The following is a 25,321-nucleotide window of genomic DNA, read 5'->3' as shown; positions in this document are numbered from 1 at the left end:
GACCGGGTCGGTCCGCCGCCGGCGGGTCACTGGCCGCCTGACGTGTCCCCGGCTCCTGGGCCGGGAGGTGTCCCGGCCAGGGCTGGGGTCAGGCCGTCGCGGTGACTACTCCTTCCAGTCGGGGAGCATCATGGCGGTCACCTCCTTTCCGTGCCGACGGGCCTCCGGCGGGGGTCCGTCACGCGTCCGCGTGACCGGCCGGAGGAAGCGCACGGGCCAGTACGAAGTACTTGCGGTGCAGGTCCTGGTCGGCCTGTTCCATCAGCTCTCCGTCGTACAGGCCGTAGACGTGCTCCACGGCGAAACCGTGGGCGGTGAGGAGTTCCGTCACCCGTTGCGGCGCGAACCAGTGCAGCCGGGCCCGCTCCTGGACGCGGGACCACGTGCCCGCCCGCCCGGTGGCCGTGAAGAGGTCCACGGTCAGCTCGGTGGTGTGCGCGGTGGGGTCGGCGGGCCGGCCTCGCGTGAGGACCACCATCCCGTCCGTCTCGTCGATGGTCTGCCGTGCCGCCGCCCGGTCCTGGAAGCCTGCGGTCGGCAGGTCGAACAGGAACAGGCCACCGGCCCGCAGGGATCGCCGTACGCCCGGGAAGACCCGTGCCAGCTGTTCCTCACCGGGCAGGTAGGTCAGCGGTTCGCCCATGGTGACGACGGCGTCGAAGGTGCCGAGCGCGGGCAGCGAACGGGCGTCGGCCGTCACGAAGACCACCTGGTCGGCGCCGTCCTTGTGCCGCGCGGCCTCGATCATCTCCGGCGACAGGTCGACCCCGGTGACGGTGAAGCCCAGCCGGGCGAGTTCGAGTGCGGACTTGCCCGTCCCGCACCCCACGTCGAGCAGCCGGCGCCCGGGCACGGCGTGTCTCTCCAGGAGGTCGCGGTAGAGCCGGGCCCATCTCGCGTAGTCCTGGACCCGGGTGATCGCGTCGTAGTGCGCGCCGAGTCCGCGGTAGAAGTCCTGGGCCGAGTCGTTGGAAGCGTCCGAGTGCACGGCGTCCCTCGCACATCTGTCGTTCGGTGGGTGTCCCGTCTCCGGGGCACTACTGTGCCCCGGCTCTGTGGAAGGTCAGTGGAACGTGTGTGGACGGACCCGGCACGGGAGCGGACGCCGGTGGGTTCAGCCGAGGCCGGCGCGGGCGGCCAGGCCGGCGGCCATGGTGCGGGCGTTGTGCGTGAGGCGGGGCAGGAAGTCGACCACCGCGTGGGCGAGCCGCGGCTCCTCGGCGTAGAGCCGGGCGAGGGCCGCCGGCGGGGTGGAGATCTGCCACAGCGCCCCGGCGAGCAGGCTGACCGTGCTGACGAGGTCACGGGTCGCGGCCCGGTCCAGGACCGGCTGGAAGGCCGAGCCGGCGTCCGCCATGTCGTCCAGGGCGCCGAGTGCGGCCAGTTTGTAGGTCAGGACCGCGTCGGCCGAGACATGCCGTTCCAGATGCAGCGGGGCGTGGGCCAGGAGGTCGCACAGCAGGGGCTGTCCCACGACCGTACGGGCCAGGGTCGCGGCCAGTTCGTCGGGGGTGCCGTCCACGCGCCCGTCGAGCGCCTCCGCCAGCGCGGCGGCCCACCGGGTCCAGCACTCCGCGGTCAGGCGCAGGTAGATCTCCTCGCGGGTCTCGACGTAGCGCAGCACCGCGGACTTGTTGATGCCGGCCCGGGCCGCGATGTCGGTGAGCGTCACCTCCCGGACGCCCTTCTCCAGGGCCAGGGAGCGGGCCGCGTCGACGATCGAGGCGAGCCTCAGTTCCTTGTGCTCCGGCCTGCGGGCGCGTCGTACGTGAGGAGGCAGCTTGTCCATGCGGCCATTTTAACGGAACGTCGTTCTCTTGACTTAGAGAACGCTGTTGCCTTAAGTTGTCGGGGTGATCAGTTACGAGAAGCTGTACATCGGCGGACGCTGGACCGCGCCCACGAAGGACGAGCTGCTGGAGGTCCGCTCCCCGCACGACCGGTCTCTGGTCGGCCGGGCCGCCGAAGCCACCGAACCCGACGTGGACCTCGCCGTCGCCACCGCCCGCGAGGCGTTCGACCACGGCCCCTGGCCCCGGCTGGCGCCGGCCGCCCGGCAGGAGGTCATCGCCCGCTTCAACACCCTGTACGCCGAGCGCGCCGAGGAGATAGCCGACCTCACCACCGCGGAGAACGGCAGCGCCCGCTGGTTCACCGGCTGGACCGCCGCCGCACTGCCCGAGCAGACCGACGCCTATCTGCGGGCCGCCGCGGCCCTGCCGTGGGAGGAGGAGCTGCCGCGGACCGAGGGGAGCACGGCCCGCACCCTGGTACACCGGGAACCGGTGGGCGTGGTCGCGGCCGTCATCCCCTGGAACGCCCCGCACCAGTCGGCGCTCACCAAGCTCGTCCCCGCACTGCTGGCGGGCTGCACCGTCGTCCTGAAGTCCTCACCCGAGAACGCGCTGGTCACCCTGCTGCTGGGGGAGATCTTCAGCGCGGCGGGCGTCCCGGAGGGCGTGGTCAGCATCCTGCCGGCCGACCGCCGCACCAGCGAGTACCTCATCTCCCACCCCGGCATCGACAAGATCGCCTTCACCGGTTCGACCGGTGCCGGACGCACCATCGCGGCCATCGCCGGACGGCAGCTCAAGCGGGTGAGCCTCGAACTCGGCGGCAAGTCCGCCGCCATCGTCCTGGAGGACGCCGACCTCGACGCGATGGTGGAGGGACTGAAGTTCCTCTCCCTCGCGAACAACGGTGAGTCCTGTGTCGCGCACACCAGGGTCCTGGTGCACCGCAGCCGTTACGACGAGGCGGTGGCCAGGCTGAAGGAACTGGTCGAGTCACTGACCGTCGGTGACCCGGCCGACCCGGACACCTTCATCGGACCCATGGTCCGCGCCGACCAGCAGGAGCGCGTCCGCTCCTACATCGAGACCGGCATCCGCGAGGGCGCCCGGCTGGTCACCGGCGGTCCCGAGGTCCCGGCCGGCCTGGAGGACGGCTACTACGTCACCCCCACCCTCTTCGCCGACGTCGACAACTCCATGCGCATAGCCCAGGAGGAGATCTTCGGCCCGGTCCTCGTGGTCATCCCGTTCGAGGACGACGAGGACGCCGTCCGCATCGCCAACGACTCCCCCTACGGCCTCGGCGGCGGGGTCTGGACGGCCGACGAGACACGGGCCCTGGCCATCGCCCGGCGCATCCGCACCGGCACGTTCTCCGTCAACGGGGCACCGCCCTCCCTCGACGGTCCCTTCGGCGGGTTCAAGGACAGCGGCATCGGCCGGGAGTTCGGCACGGCCGGGCTCACCCAGTACATCGAGTACAAGACGATCTCCGTCTGACCAGCCCGCCCCACACACAGCGCCGCGGCGGTGCAGGGCGTGCCCGATCGGGCACGCCCTGCACCGCCGCGGCAGACGGGAGCATCACCGTGCACACCTCACACGTCACCCTCGGCGTCAGCGGCCCGCGCGTCGGCCCGATCGGGCTCGGCTGCATGGGCATGTCCCAGTTCTACGGGCCCGCCGACCGCGCGGGATCGATCGCCACCGTGCGGCTCGCCCTCGACCTGGGCGTGAACCTCCTCGACACCGCCGACGTCTACGGTGCCGTCGGGGCGGCGGCGGACACCAACGGGTTCGGTCACAACGAGACACTGCTCGGCGAGGCGGTCCGGGGCCGCCGGGACCGGGCCGTGATCGCCACCAAGTTCGGCGCCCGGCCCTCGGACGACGGCCGGGTGGTCTACGACGGCACCCCCGCGTACGTCCGCTCCGCGTGCGAGGCCAGCCTGCGCCGGCTCGGCACCGACCACATCGACCTGTACTACTGCCACCGGCTCGACCCCGGCGTCCCGGTCGAGGAGACCGTCGGCGCCATGGCCGAACTGGTCACGGAGGGCAAGGTCACGGCGCTCGGGCTGAGCAACGCCGGCCCCGACGAGCTGCGCCGCGCGGCCCGTACCGCACCCGTCTCCGCCCTGCAGAGCGAGTACTCCCTGTGGGAGAGGGGGGTGGAGGACGAGATCCTGCCGCTCTGCCGGGAACTGGGCATCACACTGGTGCCGTACAGCCCGCTCGGCAGGGCCGCGCTGACCGGCCGGGTCGGCCCCGGCACCCGCCTGGACGGCGACGACTTCCGCAGCACCCTGCCGAAGTTCTCGCCCGGCAACCTGCCGCACAACCTGCGGCTGGTGGACGGACTGAAGCGGTTCGCCCGGGAGCGGGGGGCCACACCCGGCCAGGTCGCCCTGGCCTGGCTGCTGGCCCAGCCGTACGCCGTCGTACCGGTCCCGGGGACGAAACGAGCGGAGTTCCTGCGGGAGAACGCCGCGGCGGCGGACCTCACCCTGGAAGCCGGTGAAGTCGCCGCGCTCGGCGCGCTGTTCGCACCGGAGCGTGTGCGCGGCGGTCAGTACGGCGAACTGCCCGTGGCCGGGCGGTAGGTCCACCGGGCGGGCGCCGGCTCACGCCTCCGGGTCCGGCGACGGGGCCAGGGCACGTCCACCGACGGCCTTCCAGTGCAGGAAGGAGCTGAGCCAGGCCGTGAGGAAGAGCGCGCCGATCAGGTAGCCGACGGTGTTGAGGTCGATGCCGACCAGCCAGGGCAGGGCCCGGCGGAGGGCGGGGACGCCGTCGCCCAGCAGCGTCACCAGGTTCACGGCGGCGACCAGGAGGGCCGCGGCGGCCGAGAGGCCGGTGGTGGTGAGGTTGTAGTGGATGCGGCGCAGCGGATGGACGAACGCCCACCGGTACGCGGCCGACATGAAGGCTCCGTCGAGGGTGTCGAAGAGCGTCATCCCGCAGGTGAACAGGAGCGGGAGGAGCATCAGCGCCCACCAGGGGACGCCGGAGGCGGCACCCGCGCCGGACAGGACCAGCAGGGACACCTCGGTGGCCGTGTCGAAGCCCAGACCGAAGAGCAGGCCGAGCGGGAACAGGTGCCAGGGACGCGTGGTCGACGCGGTCAGCCGGCGCAGCAGGCGCGAGAGCAGCCCCCGGTCGTCCAGCACCTCGTCCAGGCGCGCCTCGTCATGGTCGCCCCGGCGCGCGGAACGGTACAGGGCCGCGATGCGGCGCAGGGCCAGCAGGTTGAGGACGCCCAGCGACAGCAGGAAGGCCGTGGAGACGGACGTGCCGAGCACGCCCAGGACCTGGTGGGCGGTGGAGGAGTCGTCGGTCAGCCGGGAGGCCAGGCGGGCCCCCAGGGCGGTCAGCAGGCTGAGCAGCACGACCACCGAGGAGTGGCCCAGGGCGAACCAGAAGCCGAGGTGGGCCGGGGGCCGCCCTTCGGCCAGGAACCTGCGGGTGGTGTTGTCGATGGCCGCGATGTGGTCGGCGTCGAAGGCGTGCCGCACACCGAGCAGGTACGCCGTCAGGCCGAGGCCGGTGCCGAAGACCTGGGCGCCGACGGAGAAGCGGTGCCCGGACACGGCGCCGGCCAGCACGGCGAAGGCGGCGACGGTGACGGCGACGACCGCCGAGACCAGCAGGACCGTGCCCCGGTGGCTCGTGAGCGCCCGGGCGGACCGGGTGGCCGTCTCAGTCCGAGGCACGGGACCCCCAGGGCTGGACCTGGACCGAGTGGGAGGCGCCCAGCCGTTTGGCCCGGAAGCCCAGGGCCCGCACGGTGTCCAGCAGCGCGCATGTCATGAGGCCCTCGACGTGGGTGACGCGCGGGTCCAGCGGGGTGTACGCCGCCTCGTGCGGGGCCCAGCTGACGAGGAGGGACCCCGGCCCGTAGTGCTCGGGGCAGGAGCGGATCTCCACTCCCCCGGTCAGGGCACCTCCGGTCGGGGTGTCGGCCTGGATGCCGAAGCCCGCGCGCAGCAGGGCGTGGACGAGGCCGGGTGCCAGTTCCACGTCGTGGAGGTCGAGCGAGGTGACGATGTGACGCGCCTGCCGGCACAGGATCTCGTCGGTGTGGTCGGGGACGGCCGTCGCGGGGCCGTTGTGGGTAGGGAGCATGGGATCACCGGGAGGAAGTGGGAGCGCGGTGCCGCGAACGCGGCGGGCGCAGGTGGTAACGGTGGATGTCGTGGGCGCAGCAGACCCGGTGGGTCCAGGCCCGGCGGGCGCCCAGGAGGGCCGGTACGGAGGCGGCCACCGCGGCTCCGGCCAGGGGCGCCAGCATGTAGGCCCAGAACAGGTGGTAGTCGCCCGAGACGACGTGCGGGCCGAAGTTGCGCGCCGGGTTGAAGCCGGCCCCGGTCCGGGAGCCGGTGAACGTGATCAGCGCCGCGACGACGGCGCCGAGCACCCATGGTGTGGAGCGCGGCCGGGGCCGGCTGGTCATGGCGGCCAGGACCTGGAGCAGGACGGCGGTGCTGAGGAGTTCGCCGAGGACCACGACGACGGGGCCGCCCCAGCCGGCGCCGGGCTGGATCAGACCGTAGTCCACCTCGGTGACCCGATCCCCCCAGAGCGTCCGGGTGAGCAGCACCCCGAGGACGGAACCGGTCAGCTGGAAGACTCCGTAGGCGATCAGGTCGGTGACGCCGAGGACGCCGCGCAGGGCCATGAAGAGGCTGATCGCCGGGTTGAGGTGGGCGCCGGACTCCTTGCCGGGCGGGGTGAGGGCGAACACCGCCACCGCGCCGCCCACCGAGACGCCGACGACGGCCAGGCGCGGCAGGAGCGGCCACGAGGAGAGGTAGGCGCCGTCGGCCCGCATGGTGAAGGAGACCGCGGTGAGCGCGGCCACCACGAGCCAGGCCGAGCCCAGCGCCTCCGCGAGGTACGAGGACAGCGGCCGGCCGCGGACCACCCACCGCACGGCGGGCGCGGCGGGCGGGCCGTGAATGTCCACCGCCGTGGGGCCGTCCGGCCGCCGGCGGAACCCGGTCACGGCAGCCTGGGCGTGGTGACGCCGATCATCGTGTCCCGGGTGACGAGGGCGGCGAGCTCCTCCTCGCTCATGCCCTCGGTCCCGGCGGGGCGCATCGGCAGGACCAGGTAGCGCATGTTGGCGTTGCTGTCGTGGACGCGGATGGTCACGTCCTGCGCCACCTCCGTGCCGAACTCCCGCAAGAGCGCGCGCGGTTCACGGACGGCGCGGGCCCGGTAGGGACGGCTCTTGTACCAGTCCGGGGGCAGGCCCAGCACGGGACGCGGGTAGCACGAGCAGAGGGTGCACACCACGAGGTTGTGCACCTCGGGTGTCTGTTCCAGCACGATCAGCCTGGTGCCGTCGTAGTTGTCGATGCCGAACTCCTCGATGGCGGCGGTGCCGTCGGCGAGCAGGCGTTCCTTGAAGTCCGGGTCCGTCCAGGCCCGGGCGACCAGGGCGGAGCCGAGCGTGGGCCGGTGCGCGTCGAGCGTCTCGACCATGGCGCGCACCTCGTCCGCGGTGATCAGGCCCTTGTCGACGAGGAGTTCGCGGATGGCCTGGTGCAGGACGTCGAAGTAGTCGGGTTCCCCGGCGGCCGTCTCGATGGGGGCGTGCGGGTCCGGGGCGCCCGGGGCGCCGTGCGTGTGGTCACCGTGGCCGACGACGCCGGTCTCGCGGGGGTTCGTCATCGACGTCATCGTCCTTCCACGCCGGAGCGGTCGTCGACCTGTTCCAGCCAGTGCTCGTAGATCTCCAGTTCCAGCACGTCGTCCGCCGGCCCGTCGTAGTCGGGCCAGAGCGCCGACTGCTCGATGCGGACCCGGTACAGGCGGACCTCGCCGCCCTCGTTGACGCCGTACGCCTCCCGCTCGGGGTTGAGGAAGCGGGGCAGGACGCGTTCGATCCGGCCCTCCTTGCCGCGGACGTAGACCGGGGTGCGCACATGGCCCGGAGCGTTGCGGTCGGCGATGCGGACTCTCTGGTCCGGCGCGAAGCGGGGGCTCATGCTGCGGCCTCCGTGAGCCGGTCCCGGATCTCGTTCATCCTGGCGCCCAGTTCCTCGGAGGTGATGACGCCCTTCTCGATCAGCACCTTGGAGGCGGAGACGGCCCACCGCTCGTAGTAGGTGAGGTCGCCGATGATCTCGGCTCCGAGGTCCTCCACCCCGCGGCGCTTCTCCTCGGTGTTGACGAGCTTGTGCGCGGCGAGGACGTTGAGCAGCGCGTGGCAGCTCTTCTCGAAGGGCGTCATCTCGTGGTCGGACGGGACGACCGGTCCGGCCGGCAGTCCGCCCAGGTCGTGCGCGGGGCGCACGATCATGTCGCGTTTGGTGGCCACTGCTCCTCCTTGGCTGGGTGGCTTCTGTCGCGTATGCCGGGAATAGCTTGCGGAGGACGAGTGGTGCGGGGCATCCGTCAAACGACTACCGGTCCCAGGCGAGACACATATGAGCGGGACAGGTGTGCCGTTGCGAGCTTCCCGGACCGACCGCCGCCGCCTGTCCGGTCGTCCCGGGCCGGGAAGGGGACACCGGCCCGCGAGGCGGTACGTCGGATGACGGATGGCCCCGCCGCTGGGCCGCGCGATCCTGGCGAGGACCCGCGGAAAGTCGTCCCGGGTGTCCCGGCCCGGTCGCCACCGTCACGCACCTGGAGGACCTCGAAGGCGGCCCGGGTCCACTCACGCGTCACCCTGCCGGGCGGCGCCCCGCTCGCCCTGCTGACCGGAACCGTCGAGGTCCCGGGCTGAGGGCCGTACCGCGGTTTCCCCCGTCGTCGAACAGCAGGAGGTTCCTGTCATGTCATCTGTCCGCGCGGTCCTGGTGGACCAGCCGGCCGGTGCCCTGCGCACCGGCCGGCGCGACGTCCCCGACCCCGGCCCCTTCGAAGTGCGCGTCACCGTCGAGGCGTGCGGGGTGTGCCACACCGATTCGCTGATGGTCGAGGGGCTGGTGCCCGGCCTGGCCCACCCGGTGACCCCGGGACACGAGATCGCCGGCCGGATCGACGCCGTCGGCGCTTACGCGACCGGCTGGCAGGCCGGCGACCGGGTCGCCGTCGGCTGGTTCGGCGGCCACTGCGGCCACTGCGTGCCCTGCCGCCGAGGTGACTTCATCCACTGCACCGAACTCAAGGTGCCCGGCTGGGCCTACCCGGGCGGCTACGGCGAAGCTTTGAACGTCCCCGCCAACGCCCTGGCCCGGATTCCGGACGGGATCAGCGCGGTGGACGCGGCGCCCCTGGCCTGCGCGGGGGTGACCACCTTCAACGCCCTGCGCCGCTCGGGCGCGGGGCCGGGCGACCTGGTGGCGGTCCTCGGACTGGGCGGACTGGGGCACCTGGGAGTGCAGTTCGCTGTCCGGATGGGCTTCGAGACGGTCGTCATCGCGCGGGGCGCGGAGAAGCGGGCGCTCGCCGGGGAACTGGGCGCGCACCACTACGTCGACTCCACGGCCGAGGAGATGAGCCCCGCCCTGCAGGCACTCGGCGGAGCGCGCGCGGTGCTCGCCACGGCGGGCGACTCGGAGACGATGTCGGCGGCCGTCGACGGTCTGGGGCCGGACGGTGAACTGGTCGTCCTGGGTGTCGACCCGGAGCCGATGCGGATCAGCCCGTTGCAGTTGATCGACCTGTCGAAGAGGATCTCCGGGCTGCCCAGCGGCACCGCGGCCGACATCGAGGACACCCTGCGGTTCGCCGCGCTGACCGGGGTCCGGCCGCACGTCGAGGAGATGCCGCTGGAACGGGCGGCCGATGCGTACGCGCGCATGATGGACAACCGGGCCCGCTTCCGCGTGGTGCTCACCACCGGCGCCTGAGCACGGGGCACACGCGACCGGCGGCCGTACCGGGCACCTGGGGTGCCGGTACGGCCGCCGGTCTTCGTGCCGCCGGGTCAGCGGCGGGCGGGTCCGCTGCCGAGGGGGAAGCGGTACAGCGCGTACGGCTTGACCCGCAGGTCCACGCCGCCGTTGTAGGCGGCCTGGCGGTTGAGCTGGTTGGCGACGACGTACAGGTGCCGGTCATAGCCGACGGACAGGGTGTCGGGCCACACCAGGCGCTCGTCGCGGATCAGGGTGCGGTAGGTGCCGTCGAGTTCACGGCGGACGATGGCGTTGTTCTCCAGGTCACCACCGTAGACGCGGCCGGCCCGGTCGGTCTCCAGGCCGTCGGACATGCCCTTGGCGCCCAGATCGCGCACGGGTACGGCGGACGCGCCGCGGTCCGACCGCGCGCGGACCAGGTCCCTGGTGCGCACCGCGTACAGGCGGCGGCTGGAGAGCGGGCAGTAGTACAGCCACTCACCGTCGGGGCTGAGCGCGATGCCGTCCGCGCCGATGTTGACGGGCGTGGCGGGCGTGGTGGCGTCCGGGCTGTTGGTCAGCGGGCGGCCCTCGACGACGGGGACGAACCCGGGAACGGGGCGGGTGGACGGCGCGTCGTCCAAGCAGCGCCAGGAGGTGCCGCTCGCCAGGTGAACGACGACCAGTCCGTTGGGGCCGTCCGGGGTGGCATCGGTGAGGTAGGCGTAGCCACGGCTCAGGTCGAAGCGGACGTCGTTGATGAAGCTGCGCGGCCCGGCGACGGAGCGGGGCAGCAGGATGGTGCGGACCACCCGGTCGGTGGCCAGGTCGATGGCGACCAGCTTCGGTCCGCCGTGGGGCGCGTCGGCCCACTCGACGCGGCCGGTGTCCACGACCCACAGCCGTTCGGCGGCGTCGACGACCACGCTCTGCACGCCGAGGAAGTGCCGCTCGGGGCGCGAGGTGTCCGGCCGGTTGACGGCCCGGTCGGGGTAGGCGACGGCCTTGCCGCCCCGGATCTCGGCCACCGAGAACGGGACGTCGTCGCCCCAGCGCGGGAAGTTGACGAAGATCCGGCCCGAGCGGGACACCGTGACCCCGGTGGGCATCGCGCCGTCGAAGGTCGCGACCGTCTCCAGCCGGGGCTGGTGGTGGCCGCCACCGGTGCCGGGGCGGGCCGCGGCCGGCGCGGCGCCGGCCGCCAGGGCCCCTCCGACCACGAGGGACAGGCCGAGGACCGTCCTGCGGCCCGGGCCGGTGTGCGAGGTGGGGGCGGGTATGGACATGGGTGACTCCAGTGTTTCTCGTCGCCCTCGTGACCGCGGAGGTCGTGAGGTGCCGGTCGGTACCGGTCCAGTGGACCGCGGACGGCCCCGGCACGCTTCCGTCGAATGACTGAGTGCCAGGGCCCGTTGACCGCCGTGACGCCCGCGGCCCCCCGAACGGGACGGTCTAGAGCTCGATCTCGGCCAGCCGCTCGATCTCGATGCCGTTCACCGTCAGGGGCGCCACCCGCTCGGCGAAGGCCCGCAGGTGCGCGCTGGCGGAATGGGCCCGCAGGTGCTCCTCGCTCTGCCACACCTCGTGCATGACGAGCAGGCCGGGGTCGTCCAGCCCCTCGTGCGGCACGTAGGTGAGGCAGCCGTCCTCCTGGCGGGTGGCGGACACCAGGGCGGGCAGCGCGTCCCACAGTTCCTGTTCCTTGCCGGGGCGCGCCTTCATGCGGGCGACGAGGACGATGGGCCCGGTGTGGCGGTCGGACATGCGCTTCTCCTTGGTGGGGTCGTGTGCAGGGGTGGGCCGGTGGGTCAGGCCAGGCGTCCGCCGCCGTCCACGTGCAGGACGGTGCCGGTGACGTAGGGGTTGTCGATGGCGAAGAGCACCGCGGCGACGAGGTCGTCGGGGGTGCCGACCCGGCGGGCCGGGTTGCTCGCGGCCACCGACTCCAGGAACGCCCGCTTGTCCGCGCCGAGCTTGTCCCAGGCGCCGCTGTCGACGATACCCGGGGACACGGCGTTGACCCGGAGCGGCGCGATCTCCACGGCGAGGGCCTGGACCAGGAAGGCGAGGGCGCCGTTGGTGGTGGCCATCACGGTCCGCTCGGGGGCGGGACGCCAGGCCGCCACGCCGGAGAAGAAGGTGAGGGAGCCGCCTTCCCGGGCCTGTCCGGCGAGGTGCTTGGCGAGGAACAGGGGGCCGGTCACCTTGGCCGCGAAGGCGCGCTGGACGTCCTCGGGGACGAGTTCGGACAGCGGCCCGTTGGCCGGCACGGCCGCCGTGGACACGAAGTGGTCGAAGGCGCCGACCTCTTCGGCCAGGTGCGCTATCGACGCCTCGTCGGTGATGTCGAAGCGGACGGTACGGGCCGTGCCCGGCAGTTCGGCGGCCGTCTTCTCCAGCTTGGCGAGGTCCGGGCCCGCGAGGACGAGTTCGGCTCCCTCGGCGGAGGCGGTCCGGGCGAGGCGGCGTCCGGTGGCCGAGCCGGCCCCGACGACGACGAGACGCTGGCCGGCGCGCTTGAGGGCGGTGCCGGCGGGGGTGGGGGACGTGCTGCTCACGGGATTCTCCTTGGTCGGGACCGGCACCGGGCCGGTGTGCGGGGCTGGATCAACTCTCGCCCTCGTGCGGCGATGAGGCCAATGCTTGTTCTTGCGGATGTCCATAAGGTGCGCGCATGGCAGGCGGTACGGGTGAGCCGGACGGGGGTGCGGGCGCGGCCCGGGCGGTCAGCCGGCGGTGGTCCTGTTCAGCAGGGGTGACCCGTCCGCTCAGCGCCACGACCGCCGTGGCAGGAAGGTCGCGGAGTCCTTCGCGGAGGCGTCGGTGAACGTGCCGGCGTGCGGGGTGATCAACGCCTCCGGCTGCCGCCAGAGCGGGTGCGCGCCGGGCAGTGGCTCGAGTGCCGCCACGTCCAGCGCCGCCCGCAGCCGTCCGGAACCCACCTCCCGGGCCAGGGCGTCGGTGTCGACCGGTTCGCCCCTGCCGACGTTCACCAGGGTCGCGCCGTCCTTGAGCGAGGCCGGCCGGTGCGCGCCGAACATGCCGCGGGTCTCCTCGGTCGGCGGCGCGCACAGCACCACGGCGTCCGCCGCGGGCAGCAGGGACGGCAGTTCCCTCACCGGGTGCACGGCGGGCCCGGCGTCGCCGGGCCGGGCGGAGCGGGCGCTCCGGACGAGTCCGCAGCCGAAGGGTTCCAGCAGCCGCGCGACGGCGGACCCGACGGCTCCGGTCCACGACGACCACGCGCTTGCCGCGTATCGTCGGGCGGCCGGCCGGGGCCCAGTCGCCCGCCTGCCGCTCGCGCACGGGGAATCCCGCCCCCCGAGGCCAGCAGCAGGGTCACCGCCAGCTCCGCGGTCGCCTCGGCGTGCACACCGCGCCCGGTGCGCAGCAGGGCCCCCGGCGGCGGCAGGCCCAGACGCGGGGTCAGGCAGTCGTGGCCGGAGCTGAGGACCCGCAGCACCTTCAGACGCCTGGCCCGGGAGACCATCGTGACCAGTGGCTCGTAGCCGCCCGCCCCGGGGAAACCGGTGAGGAGGCGGACCTCCTCCGGCGGTGTGGGACAGGTGTCCGTGCCGTCCCGGTAAGGGCGGTCGAGTCCGTCGGGCAGCCCCGGCAGGCCCCTGGGCTCGTACGGGATCCAGACCACCGGTTTCATCGGGAGACTCCTCGACAGGTCGTCGCACCCGGCTCCTGGGCACCGGCGTGCGCCGGGCTCCGTTCCTGAGAGCCCGAGATACATGTTCTACAGGATTCGCCGGAGTGAAACACATGTGCCCGGCCGGGTGTGTTCCATGCTCCACGGGGGCCTGACCGTCTCCCGTATGAGTCACGCCGCCCCAGCCCGTAAGTCGTTAGACGGATTCCCGCGCCGCCGTGCGCCGTGAAGCTGGACCCGTACTCGGCGCCGCACCGGCGGCCCGACCACTGTGGAGGTAATGCACCATGCCGTTCATCACCGTCGGCCAGGAGAACACCACCGACATCGAGCTGTACTACGAGGACCACGGCACCGGCCGTCCGGTCGTCCTGATCCACGGCTACCCGCTGGACGGACACTCCTGGGAGAAGCAGACCGCCGCGCTCCTGGACGCCGGTTACCGGGTCATCACCTACGACCGCCGCGGTTTCGGCCGCTCCTCGCAGCCCACCACCGGCTACGACTACGACACCTTCGCAGCCGACCTCAACACCGTCCTGGAGACCCTCGACCTCCAGGGTGTCACCCTCGTCGGCTTCTCCATGGGCACCGGCGAGGTCGGCCGCTACCTCGGCACCTACGGCTCCGCCCGGGTCGCCAAGGCTGCCTTCCTCGCCTCCCTGGAGCCCTTCCTGCTGAAGACCGACGACAACCCCGACGGCGCCGCCGGCCAGGCCTTCTTCCAGGACATCTCCGACACGGTCAAGACCGACCGCTACGCCTACTACACGGCCTTCTACCGGGACTTCTACAACCTGGACGACAACCTCGGCACCCGGATCGGCGAGGAGGCCGTCCGCAACAGCTGGAACACCGCCGCCGCCGGTGGCTCCTACGCCGCCTCCGCCGCTCCCCTGACCTGGCCGACCGACTTCCGCGCCGACATCCCCAGGATCGACGTGCCCGCTCTGATCCTGCACGGCACCGCCGACAACATCCTGCCCATCGACTCCACCGCCCGTCCCTTCCGCAAGGCCCTCCCGCACGCCGACTACGTCGAGATCGACGGCGCCCCGCACGGTCTGCTGTGGACCCACGCCGCCGAGGTCAACGAGGCGCTCCTCGCCTTCCTCGCCAAGTGATCCGGCGCCGGCGGCGTCCCCCGCGAGGGGAACGCCGCCGGCCGTGTGCCGCGAGCCCCCCCGGGACACCTGCCGGGGGGCTCTCGCGGTGTGCGCCCGCGCCCGTGTCACACGGCGTCCAGGGCGGCGCGGGCGCGGGCGGCGCGCACGGCCGCCGACAGCGCGGCGATGTCGTAGGCGCCGTCGTGCCTGCGTCCGTCGACGAAGAAGGTGGGGGTGCCGGCCACACCGCTCAGGTCGGCGGATTCCACGTCCTCGGCGACCCGCGCCGCGCCCGTCCCCGCCCGCACGTCGGCCATGAACCGCTCCACGTCGAGCCCGGCCCCGACGGCGTACCCCCGCAGGTCCCGCCCGCTCAACGCACCCTGGTGCGCCATCAGCAGGTCGTGCATCTCCCAGTACCGGCCCTGCGCCGCCGCGGCCTCGGCCGCCTCCGCCGCCGCCTGTGCGTGGGGGTGTACGTCCGTGAGCGGCAGGTGCCGCCACACATAGCGGACCTCGCCGAAATCCCGCAGCAGATCACGTACGACGGGCTCGGCCAGCCCGCAGTAAGGGCATTCGTAGTCGCCGTACTCCACCACCGTCACGGGTGCGTCCCGTGGCCCCCGGACGTGGTCGCGGGCGTCGTCGACCGGCACCGCGAGGTCGACGATGGCCTCGGCCGGGCCGATGGTGCTGCGCAGCCGCAGCCGGTGCGGCAACCGCGCCAGGAGCGCGTTGACCGCCCAGCTCAGTGCGACGGAGCCCAGCACGGCGGTCAGGGTGCCGATCTTGGCCTGCTGGAGGGCGGCGCCGTCGAAGGCGAGGGTCGCGATCAGCAGGGAGACGGTGAAACCGACCCCGGCGACGGTGCCGCCCGCGACGAGGGCGCCGACGCCGACGGGCAGCTGCACGCGGTCCCGCCCGGCGGCGGAGACCAGCAGGGACGCTCCCACGATGCCGACGGGTTTGCCCACCACGTAGGCCAGCACGATGCCCAGGGTGACCGGTGAGGTGAAGGCGTCGGCGAGTTGGCCGACGGTGACCGGGATGCCCGCGTTGGCCAGGGCGAAGAGCGGGACGATCACGTAGCTCGCCCAGGGGTGGAACATGCGCTGCAGGCGGTCGTTGGGGGAGAGCGCGGAGGCCAGTCCGAGGCGGACGGAGTGTTCGAGTTCGGCGGTGGGCTGCTCGCGGAAGAGCCGGAACAGTCCGCTGGCCCGCTCCAGCGCGGGACGCCCGGCGGGGCGCGCGTAGGTCAGCAGCCCCATGGCCAGGCCGAGGACCACGGGGTCCACACCCGAGAAGAGCAGGGCCGGCCAGGCGACGGCCACCGGCACCGCGTACGCCGCCCCGCGCCGCACGCCGAGGGAGCGCAGCAGCAGGACGACGGCGAAGGCGCCGACGGCGACAGCGAGGGCGGGCAGGCCCACGTTCCCGCTGTAGGCGACGGCGATGACGATCAGGGCGACGAAGTCGTCCACCACGGTCACCGTCAGCACCAGGACCCGCAGCGCGGTCGGCATCCGGCGCCCCACCAGGGCCAGGGCACCGAGCGCGAAGGCGGTGTCGGTGGACATGGCGGCGCCCCAGCCGCCCGCCGTCCCGTGGCCCGCGTTGACGGCCACGTAGAGGAGGACGGGCACCAGCATGCCCGAGACGCCGGCGGCCAGCGGGAGCGCCAGCCGGCTGCGTTCACGCAGCTCCCCCATGTCGAACTCGCGGCGTGCCTCCAGCCCGACGACGAAGAAGAAGACCGTCATCAGGCCGCTGTTCACCCACTCCCGCAGGTGCAGCAGCACACCGTGGCCGCCGACCGTCACGGACAGGTCCGTCCGCCAGAACGACTCGTACCCGCCCGGCGCGACGTTCGCCCAGGCCACGGCGGCGACCACCGCGGCGGCCAGGACGGCGGCACTGCCGGTCTCGGTGCGCAGGAAGTCGCGCAGCGGGAACCGGGAGGAGTCCCCGCACCGCGTCCGCCCGGTGAGGGAGGACGGGTGGGTGGGCGTGCTCATACGGTTCTCCGGCGGCCGGACGCCTGCCTGCGGAAGCTGTTCACAAGTACCCCTGACGTCGGGTCGCGCGCGGGGCACGGTCCGGACCGGGCCCCCGTCGCGTCGGTGCGGATCGGTCTGGCCGTCCGGGTGCCGGCCCACCGCCGCCGCGGGTGGGCGGGCCGGGGCCCGGGAGCCGGACCGGTGGTGGCCTCCGCCGCCGTCACGGTCGGCGGGGCGACAGGCCGGGGCGTCACGGACGCCGCCGATGGCCAAGATTAGCCCCTTGCGCACCGGCGCGGACCGGCCCCCGCGTGAGTCATGAGGACGGTGTTCACCCCGTTTCATCCGCAGTCATTCTACCGATGCGCACCGGGCGGGGGGTGCCCAGGATGAGGGACGTCAGCGCGCGTACCTGACCGAAAAGCGTGCCCCCGACGGGAGAGAGAGCACCCGATGAACGACCGAAGCGCCTTCGCCGGCCCCGGGACCCGGGGCGACCGTGTTCCCCCGGTTCTCGTCACGACGGTCCGGCGGCTGTTCGTCCCCGCGGGTCCCGACACGTTGCGCTGCCGCCTGCGCTACACCCTGGACGATCCCTACGCCGTCACCCTGGACCTCTTCGTGGACCCGGTGACCGATCTACGCGTGACCTGGGTCGTGTCCCGGGAACTGCTGGACCGGGGAACCCGCGGCCCCAGCGGGGAGGGTGACTTCCGCGTCCGGCCGGTCGGCGACCGGTACGGGACGGCCGGTGCCCTCCGTTTCACCCTCCTGCGTCCCGAGGGCCGGGTGTGTCTGGAGACCGGGTTGAGCGGAGTGCGGCGGTGGCTGGACGCCACGTACGCGCTGGTGCCGGCCGGCGACGAGAGCCGCCTGCTCGACTGGGACGCCCTGGAGGCCGCCCTGCTGGGGCGAGGCGGACGCCGGGCCTAGTTGTTGTGGACCACTCGGTAACTGACCACGGGCAGCGCGAACTCCGCGCTGTGCAGGCTGCCGACGATGACGTACGAGTCGCCGCTCTGCCCCGGCAGGCCCGTGCGGCAGTCCGGGTTGTAGTAGGCGTACAGGTCCGAGTCCGACACGTCCACGGCGGACAGGGCGGGCTCGGAGAGGTTGTGGCACGAGGTGTCGTCGAGGTCCACGACGGTCTGTGTGCCCGTCAGGCCGGAGCCCGTGTAGAGGGAGATGCCCCAGGGGAAAGCGGTCGCCGAGGCCGGCTGGCCGGTCACGGTGAGACCGGCCAGGGTGGCCGCGCCGAGGACGGCCGTCGTGAGGACGTGGCGGGTACGGCGTCGCGTCATGGGGCCACCTTGCTCGCGGGCTGCGGGGGAAGGGCGGCCTGGGCGTTCCGTGGACGGGTGCCCAGCCCGTGTCCATCGTCGCCGACTCACACGTGTGTGCATAGAGGGGAATGAGACATGTGCCCGCGCCGAGGGGCGATGCCCGGCCCGGAACGTCAGTCGATCGACCGAGGCGTGGCGGTTCGTCCACGCGGTTCACTCGGCCCCCCACCCCCACCACCATCACTGACACGTCCGCCCCCGTCACGGGGTAGGACAGCCAGACGGGAGCTTTCCGTGCCCGCCCCCTCCGTCTCCTCCGCGCTGGCGCCCGACGGTTCCGGACGCCGTGCCGTCCCCCGTCGCTTCTCCACCGCCCGGCAGCAACTCGCCGCCATGGGCGGCATCACCCTGATCGCGGTCCTCGCGGCCGCGGCCAACGCCACGGCCCCGGCCGCCTCGACGGCTCCCCCGGCACCGCACCGGGCCCGCTTCCAGGTGTCGCGCGGACCGGAAACGTACGGTGCGGGCCCGGTCGGCAGTCGAACAACCGATGGCGCTCCCGTCACCCGCTGACACGCTGACTGCGGAAGCCCCCCGGGTCCACCCGTCCGCACCGCCGCGGTGCGGCAGAAGGAAAGGAACATCCCTCATGACCAGTACGTCCGCCCCGATCGGTCTCGTCCTGATCGACACCGTCAACGAGGTCTTCGCCGAAGGCGGCAAGGGCTACCCGGGCTTCAAGGCGGAGTTCGAGCGCATAGGCACCCTGGACAACCTCAGGCGGCTGCTGGCCGGTTTCCGGGACAAGGGCTACCCGGCGTTCTTCTCGCCGATGTCCTATACCGACGAGGAGTACGACGACTGGAAGCACCGCTCCGGCATCCACCGCATGATGTTCGACAACCGCATGTTCGAGGCGGGCGGCTGGGGCGCCGAGTTCCACCCCGATCTCCGGCCCGGCCCCGGTGACGTGACGATCGCCCCGCACAAGAACCTCGACGTCTTCGCCACCACCGACCTCGACATCCAGCTGAAGCGCCGCGGCATCGAGCACATCGCCGTGGCGGGCATGATCGGGACGATGTGTGTGGAGTCCACCGCCCGCAGCGCCATGGAGCGGGGCTATCGGGTGACCCTCGTCAAGGACGCCACCGCGCCCGACGGCGACGCCGGCTCCTACGAGCAGATGGTGAACCGCTACGCGCTCATCGCCCACGACGTGCTCACCACCGAGGAACTGCTGTCCCGCGCCGACTTCTGAGGCATGGACGCGTCCGTCCCCCGACCGGCCCCACCTCCCCGACAGCACGAGCAAGGCGCGCGAAGCGCGTCGAAGGGATCACCTCCATGGCGACCTCCTTTCCCGAGATCGGCGACCGACCCGAGGACCTCGTCGGCCTGGCCTCGGTCCGGCTGACCGAGAAGCAGCTGACCCGGGCAGTCCGGTACGCGGAGCCGGAGGAGGTCACCGGCGGGCAGGTGCTGTTCGACGTCGGGGACGACTGCGGTGACCTCCTCCTGTGCGGCAGCGCCCGGCTGGAGGCGGTGCGGCCGTCCCCGGCACCGGGCCGGGACGAGGTCCTGCTGCGGTACGGGCCCGGCCAGTTCGTCGGTGAACTCGGGCTGCTCACCGGTCAGCGCCGGCACCTGCGGGTGCAGGTGCGCAGGCCGGGCACCGTGCACCGGGTGGACGCCGGGTCGTTCCGGCTGCTGATGGCGCGGGAGACCGAGCTGTCGGACCTGTTCCTGCGTTCCTTCCTGGCCCGGCGCCGGCTGCTGCGGCAGGCGACCGCCCAGACGCTGCGGATGGTGGGCGACCCGGACTCGGCCGCGGGCCTGCGGCTGCGTACCTTCCTCGCCCGCCAGGGGGTCGCCCACTCCTGGCTGCCGGACGGCTCGGCGGAGGGAGCGGCCCTGCTCGGTGCCGCCGGGCTGACCGCGGCCGACCTGCCGGTCGCCTCGATCGGGGCCGAGGTGCTGACGGGCGTCACCCCCGGCGCGCTCAGCGAGCGGCTGAACCTGTCCTTCCGTGACACCGGCAGCGGTACCGCCGACCTGACCGTGGTGGGCGCCGGCCCCGCCGGACTGGCGGCCGCCGTGCACGGGGCCTCCGAGGGGCTGGAAACGGTACTGCTCGACGCGGTCGCCACCGGCGGCCAGGCCGCCACCAGCGCGCGCATCGAGAACTACCTCGGCTTCCCGTTCGGTCTGAGCGGCGCGGACCTCACCGCGCGCGCCGCCGTGCAGGCTCTGAAGTTCGGCGCCAGGATCGCCAGTCCGTGCACCGTCGTCGCGCTGGAACCCGGCGCGCGGGGGCACGTGGTCACCCTCTCCGACGGGGCGCGGATCCGGACCCGGGCCGTGGTCCTCGCCACCGGTGCCGCCTACCGCGCCCTCCCGGTCGACCGGTGGAACGAGCTGACCGGGCGCGGCATCCACTACTCGGCCACGGACATGGAGGCGCAGACGGTGGCCGGCGCACCGGTCGCCGTCGTCGGCGGGGCGAACTCGGCGGGGCAGGCGGCGCTGCACCTCGCGCGCCACGCGCGGGCGGTGACCCTGGTGGTCCGCGGTGAGGACCTGGGCACCCGCATGTCCGCGTACCTGGTGGACCGCGTCCTCGGGGACCCGCGCATCACGGTGCTGACGGGCACGCGGGTGTCGGCGCTGCACGGCGCCGAGCGGCTGGAGGCGGTGACGCTGACGCGGCCCGGTGGCCCGGTGCGCCGGATCGCCTGCGCCGGTCTGTTCTGCTTCATCGGTGCCGAGCCGGCCACCGACTGGCTGACGGGGGTGGCGCTGGACGACAACGGGTTCGTCCGCACCGACCTCGCGCTGTCGAACGCTGATCAGGGGCCCCGCTGGCGGGACGCGGGGCGTGCGCCGCTGCCCTACGAGACGAGCGTGCCGGGTGTGTTCGCCGCGGGTGACGTGCGGACCGCGTCGCTGAAGCGGGTGGCCGCGGCTGCCGGCGACGGTGCGAGCGCCGTCCGGTCGGTGCACCAGTACCTGGCCCTGTCCACCCGTGCCTGACGGTCACCTTCGCGCCGCCGCGGAACCGCGGCGTGCCTCGCGCAGCAGGTTGTTGTGCGCGCGGCGCAGGAACTTCGCGGCCGGACACTCCCGCCCGTCCGCCCGGCACTGACGGCAGTCGCGCAGGTGCGACGCGTATGCGTCGGCCGCCTGGTCGAGGCGGTCCTCGGAGGAAGACATGGTGCTCCCGGTGAGAGTCGTACCGCCACGGGTGGGCAGTGAGATATGTGTTTCACTTTGATCTCGTTACCGGAAGTACGGCAAGCTCCCGGCCTTTGGTACATACGCGCCCGACGCACACGTGCGAGGTTCCTCGGACCGCGTGCCCGCCGGCCGTAATCGGGCGGTGTGCGTGCGGTGCGCCGTCAGGAGGAGGGCTCCGCCCCGGCGTTCCCGCTGCTGGGGAGCGTCGTTCCCGTCGGCGACCGGGTGTTCCTGGTCTCGGGAAACACTCCAACCGGGTGATCGTCAGGGAGGGCGACGCGGCCTTCTCATCGACACCGGTCACCCCGGTGACCGCGACGGGGTCGTCGCCCCGCTCGGTGCCGTGGGAGGTCCGACCGAGCGACGTCACGGCGATCCTCGTCATTCACGCGCTCGACGACCACATCGGCGCGGCCGAGCGGCTGGCGCACCGCGCACGGCGTTCCCCTCCTCGTCCACGAGGGTGAAGTGCCGCACGTCCGGCGCGAGTTCCCGCTCCGGGTGCCGGTCGGATCGGTGCTGGCCTACGCCTGGTGCCCCGGCACCGTGCCGTGGGTGGTGCGCGCCGTCCGCTCGGGGGGCTCGGCGCACGTGCCCGTGACCGAGCCTTTCGGGTGTCCGGCACGACGGGCGCCCTCGACCTGCCCGTGGGCCGGTGCCCGTGCGCACACCGTGTTCCGAGGTACCGGACGCCTCGGCGCCCTGTCCCGCCGGAGTCGCTGGACGCCGGCACCGTCCTGCCGGCCACGGGCCCCTGTACCGCCGTTCCATCCGGGACGCGGTCGCACGCGCTCGTGAACGGGCCGCGCGGTAGTCCGGGCCGCGACCGGGGTGCAGCCCGGCCTCAAGACGCGGCCCACTGAATGTCCACAAGACCGGTTCATGCTGGTGGTACGGCCGCCGGAAGGCTGCTTCCCTCCCCCGGTCCGGCCCGTCGGCGCCTCGCGTCCACCGCGCCGGACACCAGCCACACGACAGGAGATTCCATGTCCGCCCACCTGGCCGACCAGGCCGACACCCGGTACGTGACGGGACCGCGCGGCGAGCGCTTCGCGTACCGCCGCTTCGGACGGGCCGGTACCCGGCCGCTGGTCCTGCACATGCGGCTGCGCGGAACGATCGACCACTGGGACCCGGCGCTGCTTGACCTGCTCGCGGCCGAGCGGGAGGTCGTCGTCTTCGACAACCGCGGCACCAACTTCTCCACCGGTGAGCCGCCGTCCACCATGGAAGGCCTGGTCGACGGCTCCCTGGCCCTCATCGGCGCCCTGGGGCTGGAGGACGTCGACGTCCTGGGCTGGTCGCTGGGCGGCATAGTCGCCCAGGGCGTGGCCCTGACCGCGCCCGGTCTGGTGAACCGGCTGGTGGTGGCCGGCAGTTCGCCCGGCGGCGTGCCCGACCTGCCCCCGCCGCCGGCGCGCGTCGCGCAGATCACCGGCAAGGGAGCCAACGACGACGAGGACTTCCTCTACCTGTTCTACCCGGAGACGGAGAGGGCACGGGCGGCCGGACTGGCCTCCCTGCGCCGCCTGGACCGGCGGCTGAGGGAGTCGAAGGCCGTGGTGAGTCCCGAGGCGTTCCGCGGCCAGATCGCGGCCATCAGCGGTTTCCGGGGGTACTGGGACCGGCAGGCGGAACTCACCCTGCCCGTGCTGGCCGCCAACGGCGCCCACGACGTGATGATCCACGCCTACGCCACGTTCGCGATGTCCCAGCGACTGCCGGACGCCAAGGCCGTCCTCTACAGCGACGCCGGGCACGGCTTCCTCTTCCAGCACCCGGAGGACTTCGCCCACGAGGTCAACGAGTTCCTGGGCCGGTGACCGGGGCCGGGGCGCGAGCGCCCGTCAGGCGATCTCGTCCATGTGGTCCTCCACCCAGCCGCGCAGCTGCGCCAGGGGCCGCGCCACGCTGTGTCCCAGCGCGGTCAGTTCGTACTCGACGTGCAGGGGCACCGCGGGGTAGACGGTCCGCTCCACGAAGCCCCGGTCCTCCAGGCGGCGCAGCGTGGCGGTGAGGACCTTGGGACTCACCCCTTCGAGCCGCTTCTGCAGGGCCCCGAAGCGCTGCGGTCCCTCCTCCATGGCGCCGATGGCCAGCGCCGACCACTTGTTGGCCAGGAGATCGAGCACCTCGCGGCACGGGCACTGGGCGGCGTACACGTCGTGATGGTCGTGCCGCTGGGACTCGCAGAGTGTCACCATGGGGTCTCCCTTTCCTGGGTTGCCTCTCCCACCAGTTCACTTCCCTTAGGGAAGTAGTATCCCTTGCAGGTTACTACCTCCTCGAAGCTACGTTACGGGCACAGCGGAAGTCCGCTGTGAGATCCCCAGGAGGAACAGTCATGAGCCAGATCCCCGAGACCATGCCGGCCGTCGCCTACCGCAAGAGCCTGCCGGTGGACGACGCGGAGAGTCTCGTCGACACGACCCTGCCGGTGCCGCAGCCAGGGCCGCGCGACCTGCTCGTGCGGGTCGAGGCCATCGCGGTCAACCCGGTCGACTACAAGATCCGGCAGAGCAACGACCCGGGCGGCGAGCCCAAGGTCCTCGGCTGGGACGCGGCGGGCACGGTCGTCGGCGTCGGCGCCGAGGTCGAGTCGTTCCAGGTGGGCGACGAGGTGTTCTACGCCGGGGCCCTCGACCGGCCCGGTGCCGACTCCCTCTTCCACACGGTGGACGAGCGCATCGTCGGCCACAAGCCCGCCTCGCTCTCCTTCGCGGAGGCGGCGGCCCTGCCGCTGACCTCGCTGACCGCCTGGGAGGGCCTGTTCGAGCACCTCGGGCTGCACACCGACGCCCTGAAGCAGTCGGGCACCCTGCTGGTCACCGCCGCCGCGGGCGGCGTCGGCGCGATGGTCTCCCAGCTGGCCCGCGCCCTGACCAGTCTGACGGTGATCGGCACGGCCTCCCGCCCCGAGACCGTCGAGTTCGCCCGGCGGATGGGCGCCGCGCACATCGTCGACCACCGCCGGCCCCTCGCCCCGCAGGTGCGCGAAGTGGTCCCGCAGGGCGTGGACTTCGTCTTCGGCACCACCGGTACGGAGCAGAACCTGGCCGCCTACGCCGACGTCGTCAAGCCTTTCGGTCGGATCGTGGCCATCGACGACTTCGGCCCGGTCGAGATCGGCCTGCTGAAGTCGAAGAGCATCTCCTTCCACTGGGAGTTCATGTTCACCCGGTCGCTGCACCGGACCGCCGACCAGGCCGAGCAGGGCCGCATCCTGGACCAGATCGCCCGGCTGGTGGACACCGGAATCCTCGCCACGACGGCCACCACCGACCTCGGGAAGATCACGGCGGAGCACCTGCGGGAGGCGCACCGCGTCCTGGAGTCCGGGAAGGCCATCGGCAAGATCACGATGACCGGCTTCTGACCCTCCCCCGGCCGCCCCGGGCTCCACGGGAAGGGCGGGGACTCCACAGTCCTTCCACTTCCCGTGCCTAGGGTGGCCGAGGCGGCGCACCCGCGCCGTACCTCCTCGACCACGGCCCCCCGTGCGGCCGTCGGGGACGGCCGGGTCACCGCACCGTCCGCCGTCGGCGGACCGGCACGGACGGCGACGCCGGTCCGCCGACGAACGGAGCCCACCCCATGCTGACGATCGACGTCTTCACCAGTGACTACAAGCCCATCGCCGCCACGGCACCGGGCTGGGACAGCGGGGTGGGCGCGACCTGGCCGGCCAGCACGGCGACGCTCGTCCACGGACGGCGGGAGGCCGTGCTCGTCGACGCGCTCATCACCGTCGCCGAGGCGCACCGCCTCACCGACTTCGTCCGCGCCACCGGCAAGGTCCTCACGACCGTCTACGTCACCCATGGCCACGCCGACCACTTCCTCGGCCTGCCGGTCGTGCTGGACGCCTTCCCCGAGGCCGTCGCCGTGGCGCTGCCGGAGGTCGTGCCGCACGCCGAGGAACAGCTGACCGGGCCGGTCCTGGCGTACTGGGAGTCGTTGTTCCCGGGGGCTCTGCCGACCCGGCCCGTGGCGCCGCGGGCGCTGACGGGGGACGTCATCGAGCTGGAAGGACACGAGCTGAGACCGGTACGGGTCGGGCAGAGCGACACCGATCCGTCGACCGTCCTGCACGTCCCGGACCTCGACGCCGTGGTGGGCGGCGATGTCGCCTACCACGGCATCCACATGTGGCTGGCGCAGACCGACAGCCGGGCGCGCGAGCGCTGGCTCGGGGCCCTGGACACGCTGGAGGCGCTCCGGCCGGCCCGGCTGGTCACCGGTCACCAGCCCCCCGGCGCCGACGACCGGGACGCCGCCGCGGTCATCGCCGCCTCCCGCCGCTATCTGACCGACTTCGAGGCGGCGGTGCAGGCCGGCGCCGGTGCCCGCGACGTGGTCCGGGCGATGACCCGGGCGCACGGGGACCGCGGCAACCCCTACACCCTGTACGTCTCCGCGGCCGCCCAGTTCCCGCCGCGAGACTGACCTCCCGCGGC

28 protein-coding genes are annotated in these 25,321 nt (G+C 72.9%); 11 read left to right on the top strand and 17 right to left on the bottom strand.

The window, feature by feature from the left end; translation table 11 throughout:
- Positions 1 to 178: 178 nt before the first annotated feature.
- Together Sdagh_RS04610 and Sdagh_RS04605 are read right to left on the bottom strand one after the other, a co-directional pair.
- Positions 179 to 988 carry a class I SAM-dependent methyltransferase gene (locus Sdagh_RS04610; RefSeq protein WP_189421632.1) on the bottom strand — a complete coding sequence of 270 codons (810 nt, stop codon included), beginning with the start codon at positions 986 to 988 and terminating at the stop codon, positions 179 to 181.
- Between the two features lie 126 nt (positions 989 to 1,114).
- Positions 1,115 to 1,789 (bottom strand): TetR/AcrR family transcriptional regulator, encoded by a 675-nt coding sequence (locus tag Sdagh_RS04605; RefSeq protein WP_189421631.1) that lies wholly within the window; start codon positions 1,787 to 1,789, stop codon positions 1,115 to 1,117.
- 64 nt (positions 1,790 to 1,853) lie between these two features.
- On the opposite strand from Sdagh_RS04605, the gene Sdagh_RS04600 reads away from it, so the two are divergent.
- Positions 1,854 to 3,293: an aldehyde dehydrogenase gene (locus Sdagh_RS04600; protein ID WP_190077999.1), complete on the top strand. Its 1,440-nt coding sequence runs from the start codon at positions 1,854 to 1,856 to the stop codon at positions 3,291 to 3,293.
- An 89-nt stretch (positions 3,294 to 3,382) separates the two neighbouring features.
- Complete coding sequence (locus Sdagh_RS04595) at positions 3,383 to 4,396, top strand: aldo/keto reductase (RefSeq protein WP_226534546.1); 1,014 nt, start codon at positions 3,383 to 3,385, stop codon at positions 4,394 to 4,396.
- 21 nt (positions 4,397 to 4,417) lie between these two features.
- Here Sdagh_RS04595 and Sdagh_RS04590 read toward each other — a convergent pair whose 3' ends face one another.
- The 6 genes from Sdagh_RS04590 to Sdagh_RS36405 are packed head-to-tail and all read right to left on the bottom strand — an operon-like array spanning position 4,418 to position 8,118.
- Entirely contained in the window at positions 4,418 to 5,506 is a 1,089-nt protein-coding gene (locus Sdagh_RS04590; protein ID WP_190077998.1) for a HoxN/HupN/NixA family nickel/cobalt transporter, read from the bottom strand.
- Positions 5,493 to 5,918: a hypothetical protein gene (locus Sdagh_RS04585; RefSeq protein ID WP_189421628.1), complete on the bottom strand. Its 426-nt coding sequence runs from the start codon at positions 5,916 to 5,918 to the stop codon at positions 5,493 to 5,495. Before Sdagh_RS04585 ends, Sdagh_RS04590 begins: the two co-directional genes overlap by 14 nt.
- A 4-nt stretch (positions 5,919 to 5,922) precedes the next feature.
- Positions 5,923 to 6,759, bottom strand: a complete 837-nt coding sequence (locus tag Sdagh_RS04580) for an aquaporin (RefSeq protein ID WP_226534395.1) — start codon at positions 6,757 to 6,759, stop codon at positions 5,923 to 5,925.
- A gap of 35 nt (positions 6,760 to 6,794) precedes the next feature.
- Entirely contained in the window at positions 6,795 to 7,469 is a 675-nt protein-coding gene (nthA, locus tag Sdagh_RS04575) for a nitrile hydratase subunit alpha (protein ID WP_226534394.1), read from the bottom strand.
- Between the two features lie 5 nt (positions 7,470 to 7,474).
- The gene (locus tag Sdagh_RS36410; RefSeq protein WP_189421625.1) at positions 7,475 to 7,786 is read right to left on the bottom strand and encodes an SH3-like domain-containing protein; all 312 of its coding nucleotides are present in this window, start codon (positions 7,784 to 7,786) and stop codon (positions 7,475 to 7,477) included.
- Positions 7,783 to 8,118, bottom strand: a complete 336-nt coding sequence (locus Sdagh_RS36405; RefSeq protein WP_189421624.1) for an SH3-like domain-containing protein — start codon at positions 8,116 to 8,118, stop codon at positions 7,783 to 7,785. The genes Sdagh_RS36410 and Sdagh_RS36405 overlap by 4 nt, the downstream gene beginning before the upstream one ends.
- Before the next feature lie 460 nt (positions 8,119 to 8,578).
- Between Sdagh_RS36405 and Sdagh_RS04565 the strand changes: the two genes are divergently transcribed.
- Entirely contained in the window at positions 8,579 to 9,598 is a 1,020-nt protein-coding gene (locus Sdagh_RS04565) for an alcohol dehydrogenase catalytic domain-containing protein (RefSeq protein ID WP_189421623.1), read from the top strand.
- A gap of 77 nt (positions 9,599 to 9,675) precedes the next feature.
- On the opposite strand, the gene Sdagh_RS04560 is transcribed toward Sdagh_RS04565, so the two are convergent.
- The 5 genes from Sdagh_RS04560 to Sdagh_RS04540 all read right to left on the bottom strand — a co-directional run bounded on the left by Sdagh_RS04560 (position 9,676) and on the right by Sdagh_RS04540 (position 13,241).
- Positions 9,676 to 10,869 (bottom strand): L-dopachrome tautomerase-related protein, encoded by a 1,194-nt coding sequence (locus tag Sdagh_RS04560; RefSeq protein WP_190077995.1) that lies wholly within the window; start codon positions 10,867 to 10,869, stop codon positions 9,676 to 9,678.
- 166 nt (positions 10,870 to 11,035) lie between these two features.
- A complete protein-coding gene (locus Sdagh_RS04555; protein ID WP_189421621.1) occupies positions 11,036 to 11,347 on the bottom strand; it encodes a putative quinol monooxygenase in 312 nt (103 codons plus the stop codon).
- A gap of 44 nt (positions 11,348 to 11,391) precedes the next feature.
- The gene (locus Sdagh_RS04550) at positions 11,392 to 12,141 is read right to left on the bottom strand and encodes an SDR family oxidoreductase (protein ID WP_226534393.1); all 750 of its coding nucleotides are present in this window, start codon (positions 12,139 to 12,141) and stop codon (positions 11,392 to 11,394) included.
- 210 nt (positions 12,142 to 12,351) lie between these two features.
- Positions 12,352 to 12,780 (bottom strand): NAD(P)-dependent oxidoreductase, encoded by a 429-nt coding sequence (locus tag Sdagh_RS04545; RefSeq protein WP_229879896.1) that lies wholly within the window; start codon positions 12,778 to 12,780, stop codon positions 12,352 to 12,354.
- On the bottom strand, positions 12,699 to 13,241 hold the full coding sequence (locus Sdagh_RS04540; protein ID WP_226534732.1) for a Rossmann-fold NAD(P)-binding domain-containing protein: 543 nt from the start codon (positions 13,239 to 13,241) through the stop codon (positions 12,699 to 12,701). Before Sdagh_RS04540 ends, Sdagh_RS04545 begins: the two co-directional genes overlap by 82 nt.
- 287 nt (positions 13,242 to 13,528) lie before the next feature.
- Here Sdagh_RS04540 and Sdagh_RS04535 point away from each other — a divergent pair, with 287 nt between their 5' ends.
- Positions 13,529 to 14,365, top strand: coding sequence for an alpha/beta fold hydrolase (locus tag Sdagh_RS04535; protein WP_189421619.1), 837 nt, complete (start codon positions 13,529 to 13,531; stop codon positions 14,363 to 14,365).
- A gap of 107 nt (positions 14,366 to 14,472) precedes the next feature.
- Here Sdagh_RS04535 and Sdagh_RS04530 read toward each other — a convergent pair whose 3' ends face one another.
- Positions 14,473 to 16,362: a Na+/H+ antiporter NhaA gene (locus Sdagh_RS04530; protein WP_190077994.1), complete on the bottom strand. Its 1,890-nt coding sequence runs from the start codon at positions 16,360 to 16,362 to the stop codon at positions 14,473 to 14,475.
- A 435-nt stretch (positions 16,363 to 16,797) separates the two neighbouring features.
- On the opposite strand from Sdagh_RS04530, the gene Sdagh_RS04525 reads away from it, so the two are divergent.
- Entirely contained in the window at positions 16,798 to 17,277 is a 480-nt protein-coding gene (locus tag Sdagh_RS04525; protein WP_189421617.1) for an SsgA family sporulation/cell division regulator, read from the top strand.
- Here Sdagh_RS04525 and Sdagh_RS04520 read toward each other — a convergent pair.
- A complete protein-coding gene (locus tag Sdagh_RS04520; protein WP_189421616.1) occupies positions 17,274 to 17,645 on the bottom strand; it encodes a hypothetical protein in 372 nt (123 codons plus the stop codon). The genes Sdagh_RS04525 and Sdagh_RS04520 overlap by 4 nt on opposite strands.
- A 276-nt stretch (positions 17,646 to 17,921) precedes the next feature.
- Here Sdagh_RS04520 and Sdagh_RS04515 point away from each other — a divergent pair, with 276 nt between their 5' ends.
- The 3 genes from Sdagh_RS04515 to Sdagh_RS04505 all read left to right on the top strand — a co-directional run bounded on the left by Sdagh_RS04515 (position 17,922) and on the right by Sdagh_RS04505 (position 20,660).
- A complete protein-coding gene (locus tag Sdagh_RS04515) occupies positions 17,922 to 18,200 on the top strand; it encodes a hypothetical protein (RefSeq protein WP_190077993.1) in 279 nt (92 codons plus the stop codon).
- 76 nt (positions 18,201 to 18,276) lie between these two features.
- Positions 18,277 to 18,888 (top strand): cysteine hydrolase family protein, encoded by a 612-nt coding sequence (locus Sdagh_RS04510; RefSeq protein WP_189421614.1) that lies wholly within the window; start codon positions 18,277 to 18,279, stop codon positions 18,886 to 18,888.
- Positions 18,889 to 18,974: 86 nt separating this feature from the next.
- Entirely contained in the window at positions 18,975 to 20,660 is a 1,686-nt protein-coding gene (locus Sdagh_RS04505) for an FAD-dependent oxidoreductase (protein ID WP_190077992.1), read from the top strand.
- A gap of 3 nt (positions 20,661 to 20,663) precedes the next feature.
- Here the strand turns inward: Sdagh_RS04505 and Sdagh_RS04500 are convergent, their stop codons facing one another.
- Entirely contained in the window at positions 20,664 to 20,840 is a 177-nt protein-coding gene (locus Sdagh_RS04500; protein ID WP_189421612.1) for a hypothetical protein, read from the bottom strand.
- Positions 20,841 to 21,850: 1,010 nt separating this feature from the next.
- Between Sdagh_RS04500 and Sdagh_RS04495 the strand changes: the two genes are divergently transcribed.
- The gene (locus Sdagh_RS04495) at positions 21,851 to 22,687 is read left to right on the top strand and encodes an alpha/beta fold hydrolase (protein WP_189421611.1); all 837 of its coding nucleotides are present in this window, start codon (positions 21,851 to 21,853) and stop codon (positions 22,685 to 22,687) included.
- 24 nt (positions 22,688 to 22,711) lie between these two features.
- Here the strand turns inward: Sdagh_RS04495 and Sdagh_RS04490 are convergent, their stop codons facing one another.
- Positions 22,712 to 23,068: a winged helix-turn-helix transcriptional regulator gene (locus tag Sdagh_RS04490; RefSeq protein WP_189421610.1), complete on the bottom strand. Its 357-nt coding sequence runs from the start codon at positions 23,066 to 23,068 to the stop codon at positions 22,712 to 22,714.
- A gap of 140 nt (positions 23,069 to 23,208) precedes the next feature.
- Between Sdagh_RS04490 and Sdagh_RS04485 the strand changes: the two genes are divergently transcribed.
- Complete coding sequence (locus Sdagh_RS04485) at positions 23,209 to 24,240, top strand: zinc-binding alcohol dehydrogenase family protein (protein ID WP_190077991.1); 1,032 nt, start codon at positions 23,209 to 23,211, stop codon at positions 24,238 to 24,240.
- 218 nt (positions 24,241 to 24,458) lie between these two features.
- Positions 24,459 to 25,310: an MBL fold metallo-hydrolase gene (locus Sdagh_RS04480; RefSeq protein ID WP_189421608.1), complete on the top strand. Its 852-nt coding sequence runs from the start codon at positions 24,459 to 24,461 to the stop codon at positions 25,308 to 25,310.
- Positions 25,311 to 25,321: the final 11 nt, after the last annotated feature.

Source organism: Streptomyces daghestanicus, assembly GCF_020521275.1.
GTDB classification, from domain to species: domain Bacteria; phylum Actinomycetota; class Actinomycetes; order Streptomycetales; family Streptomycetaceae; genus Streptomyces; species Streptomyces griseoviridis.
The sequence above is the reverse complement of the archived record's forward strand: the minus strand, read 5'-3'. Positions and strand labels throughout refer to the sequence as shown.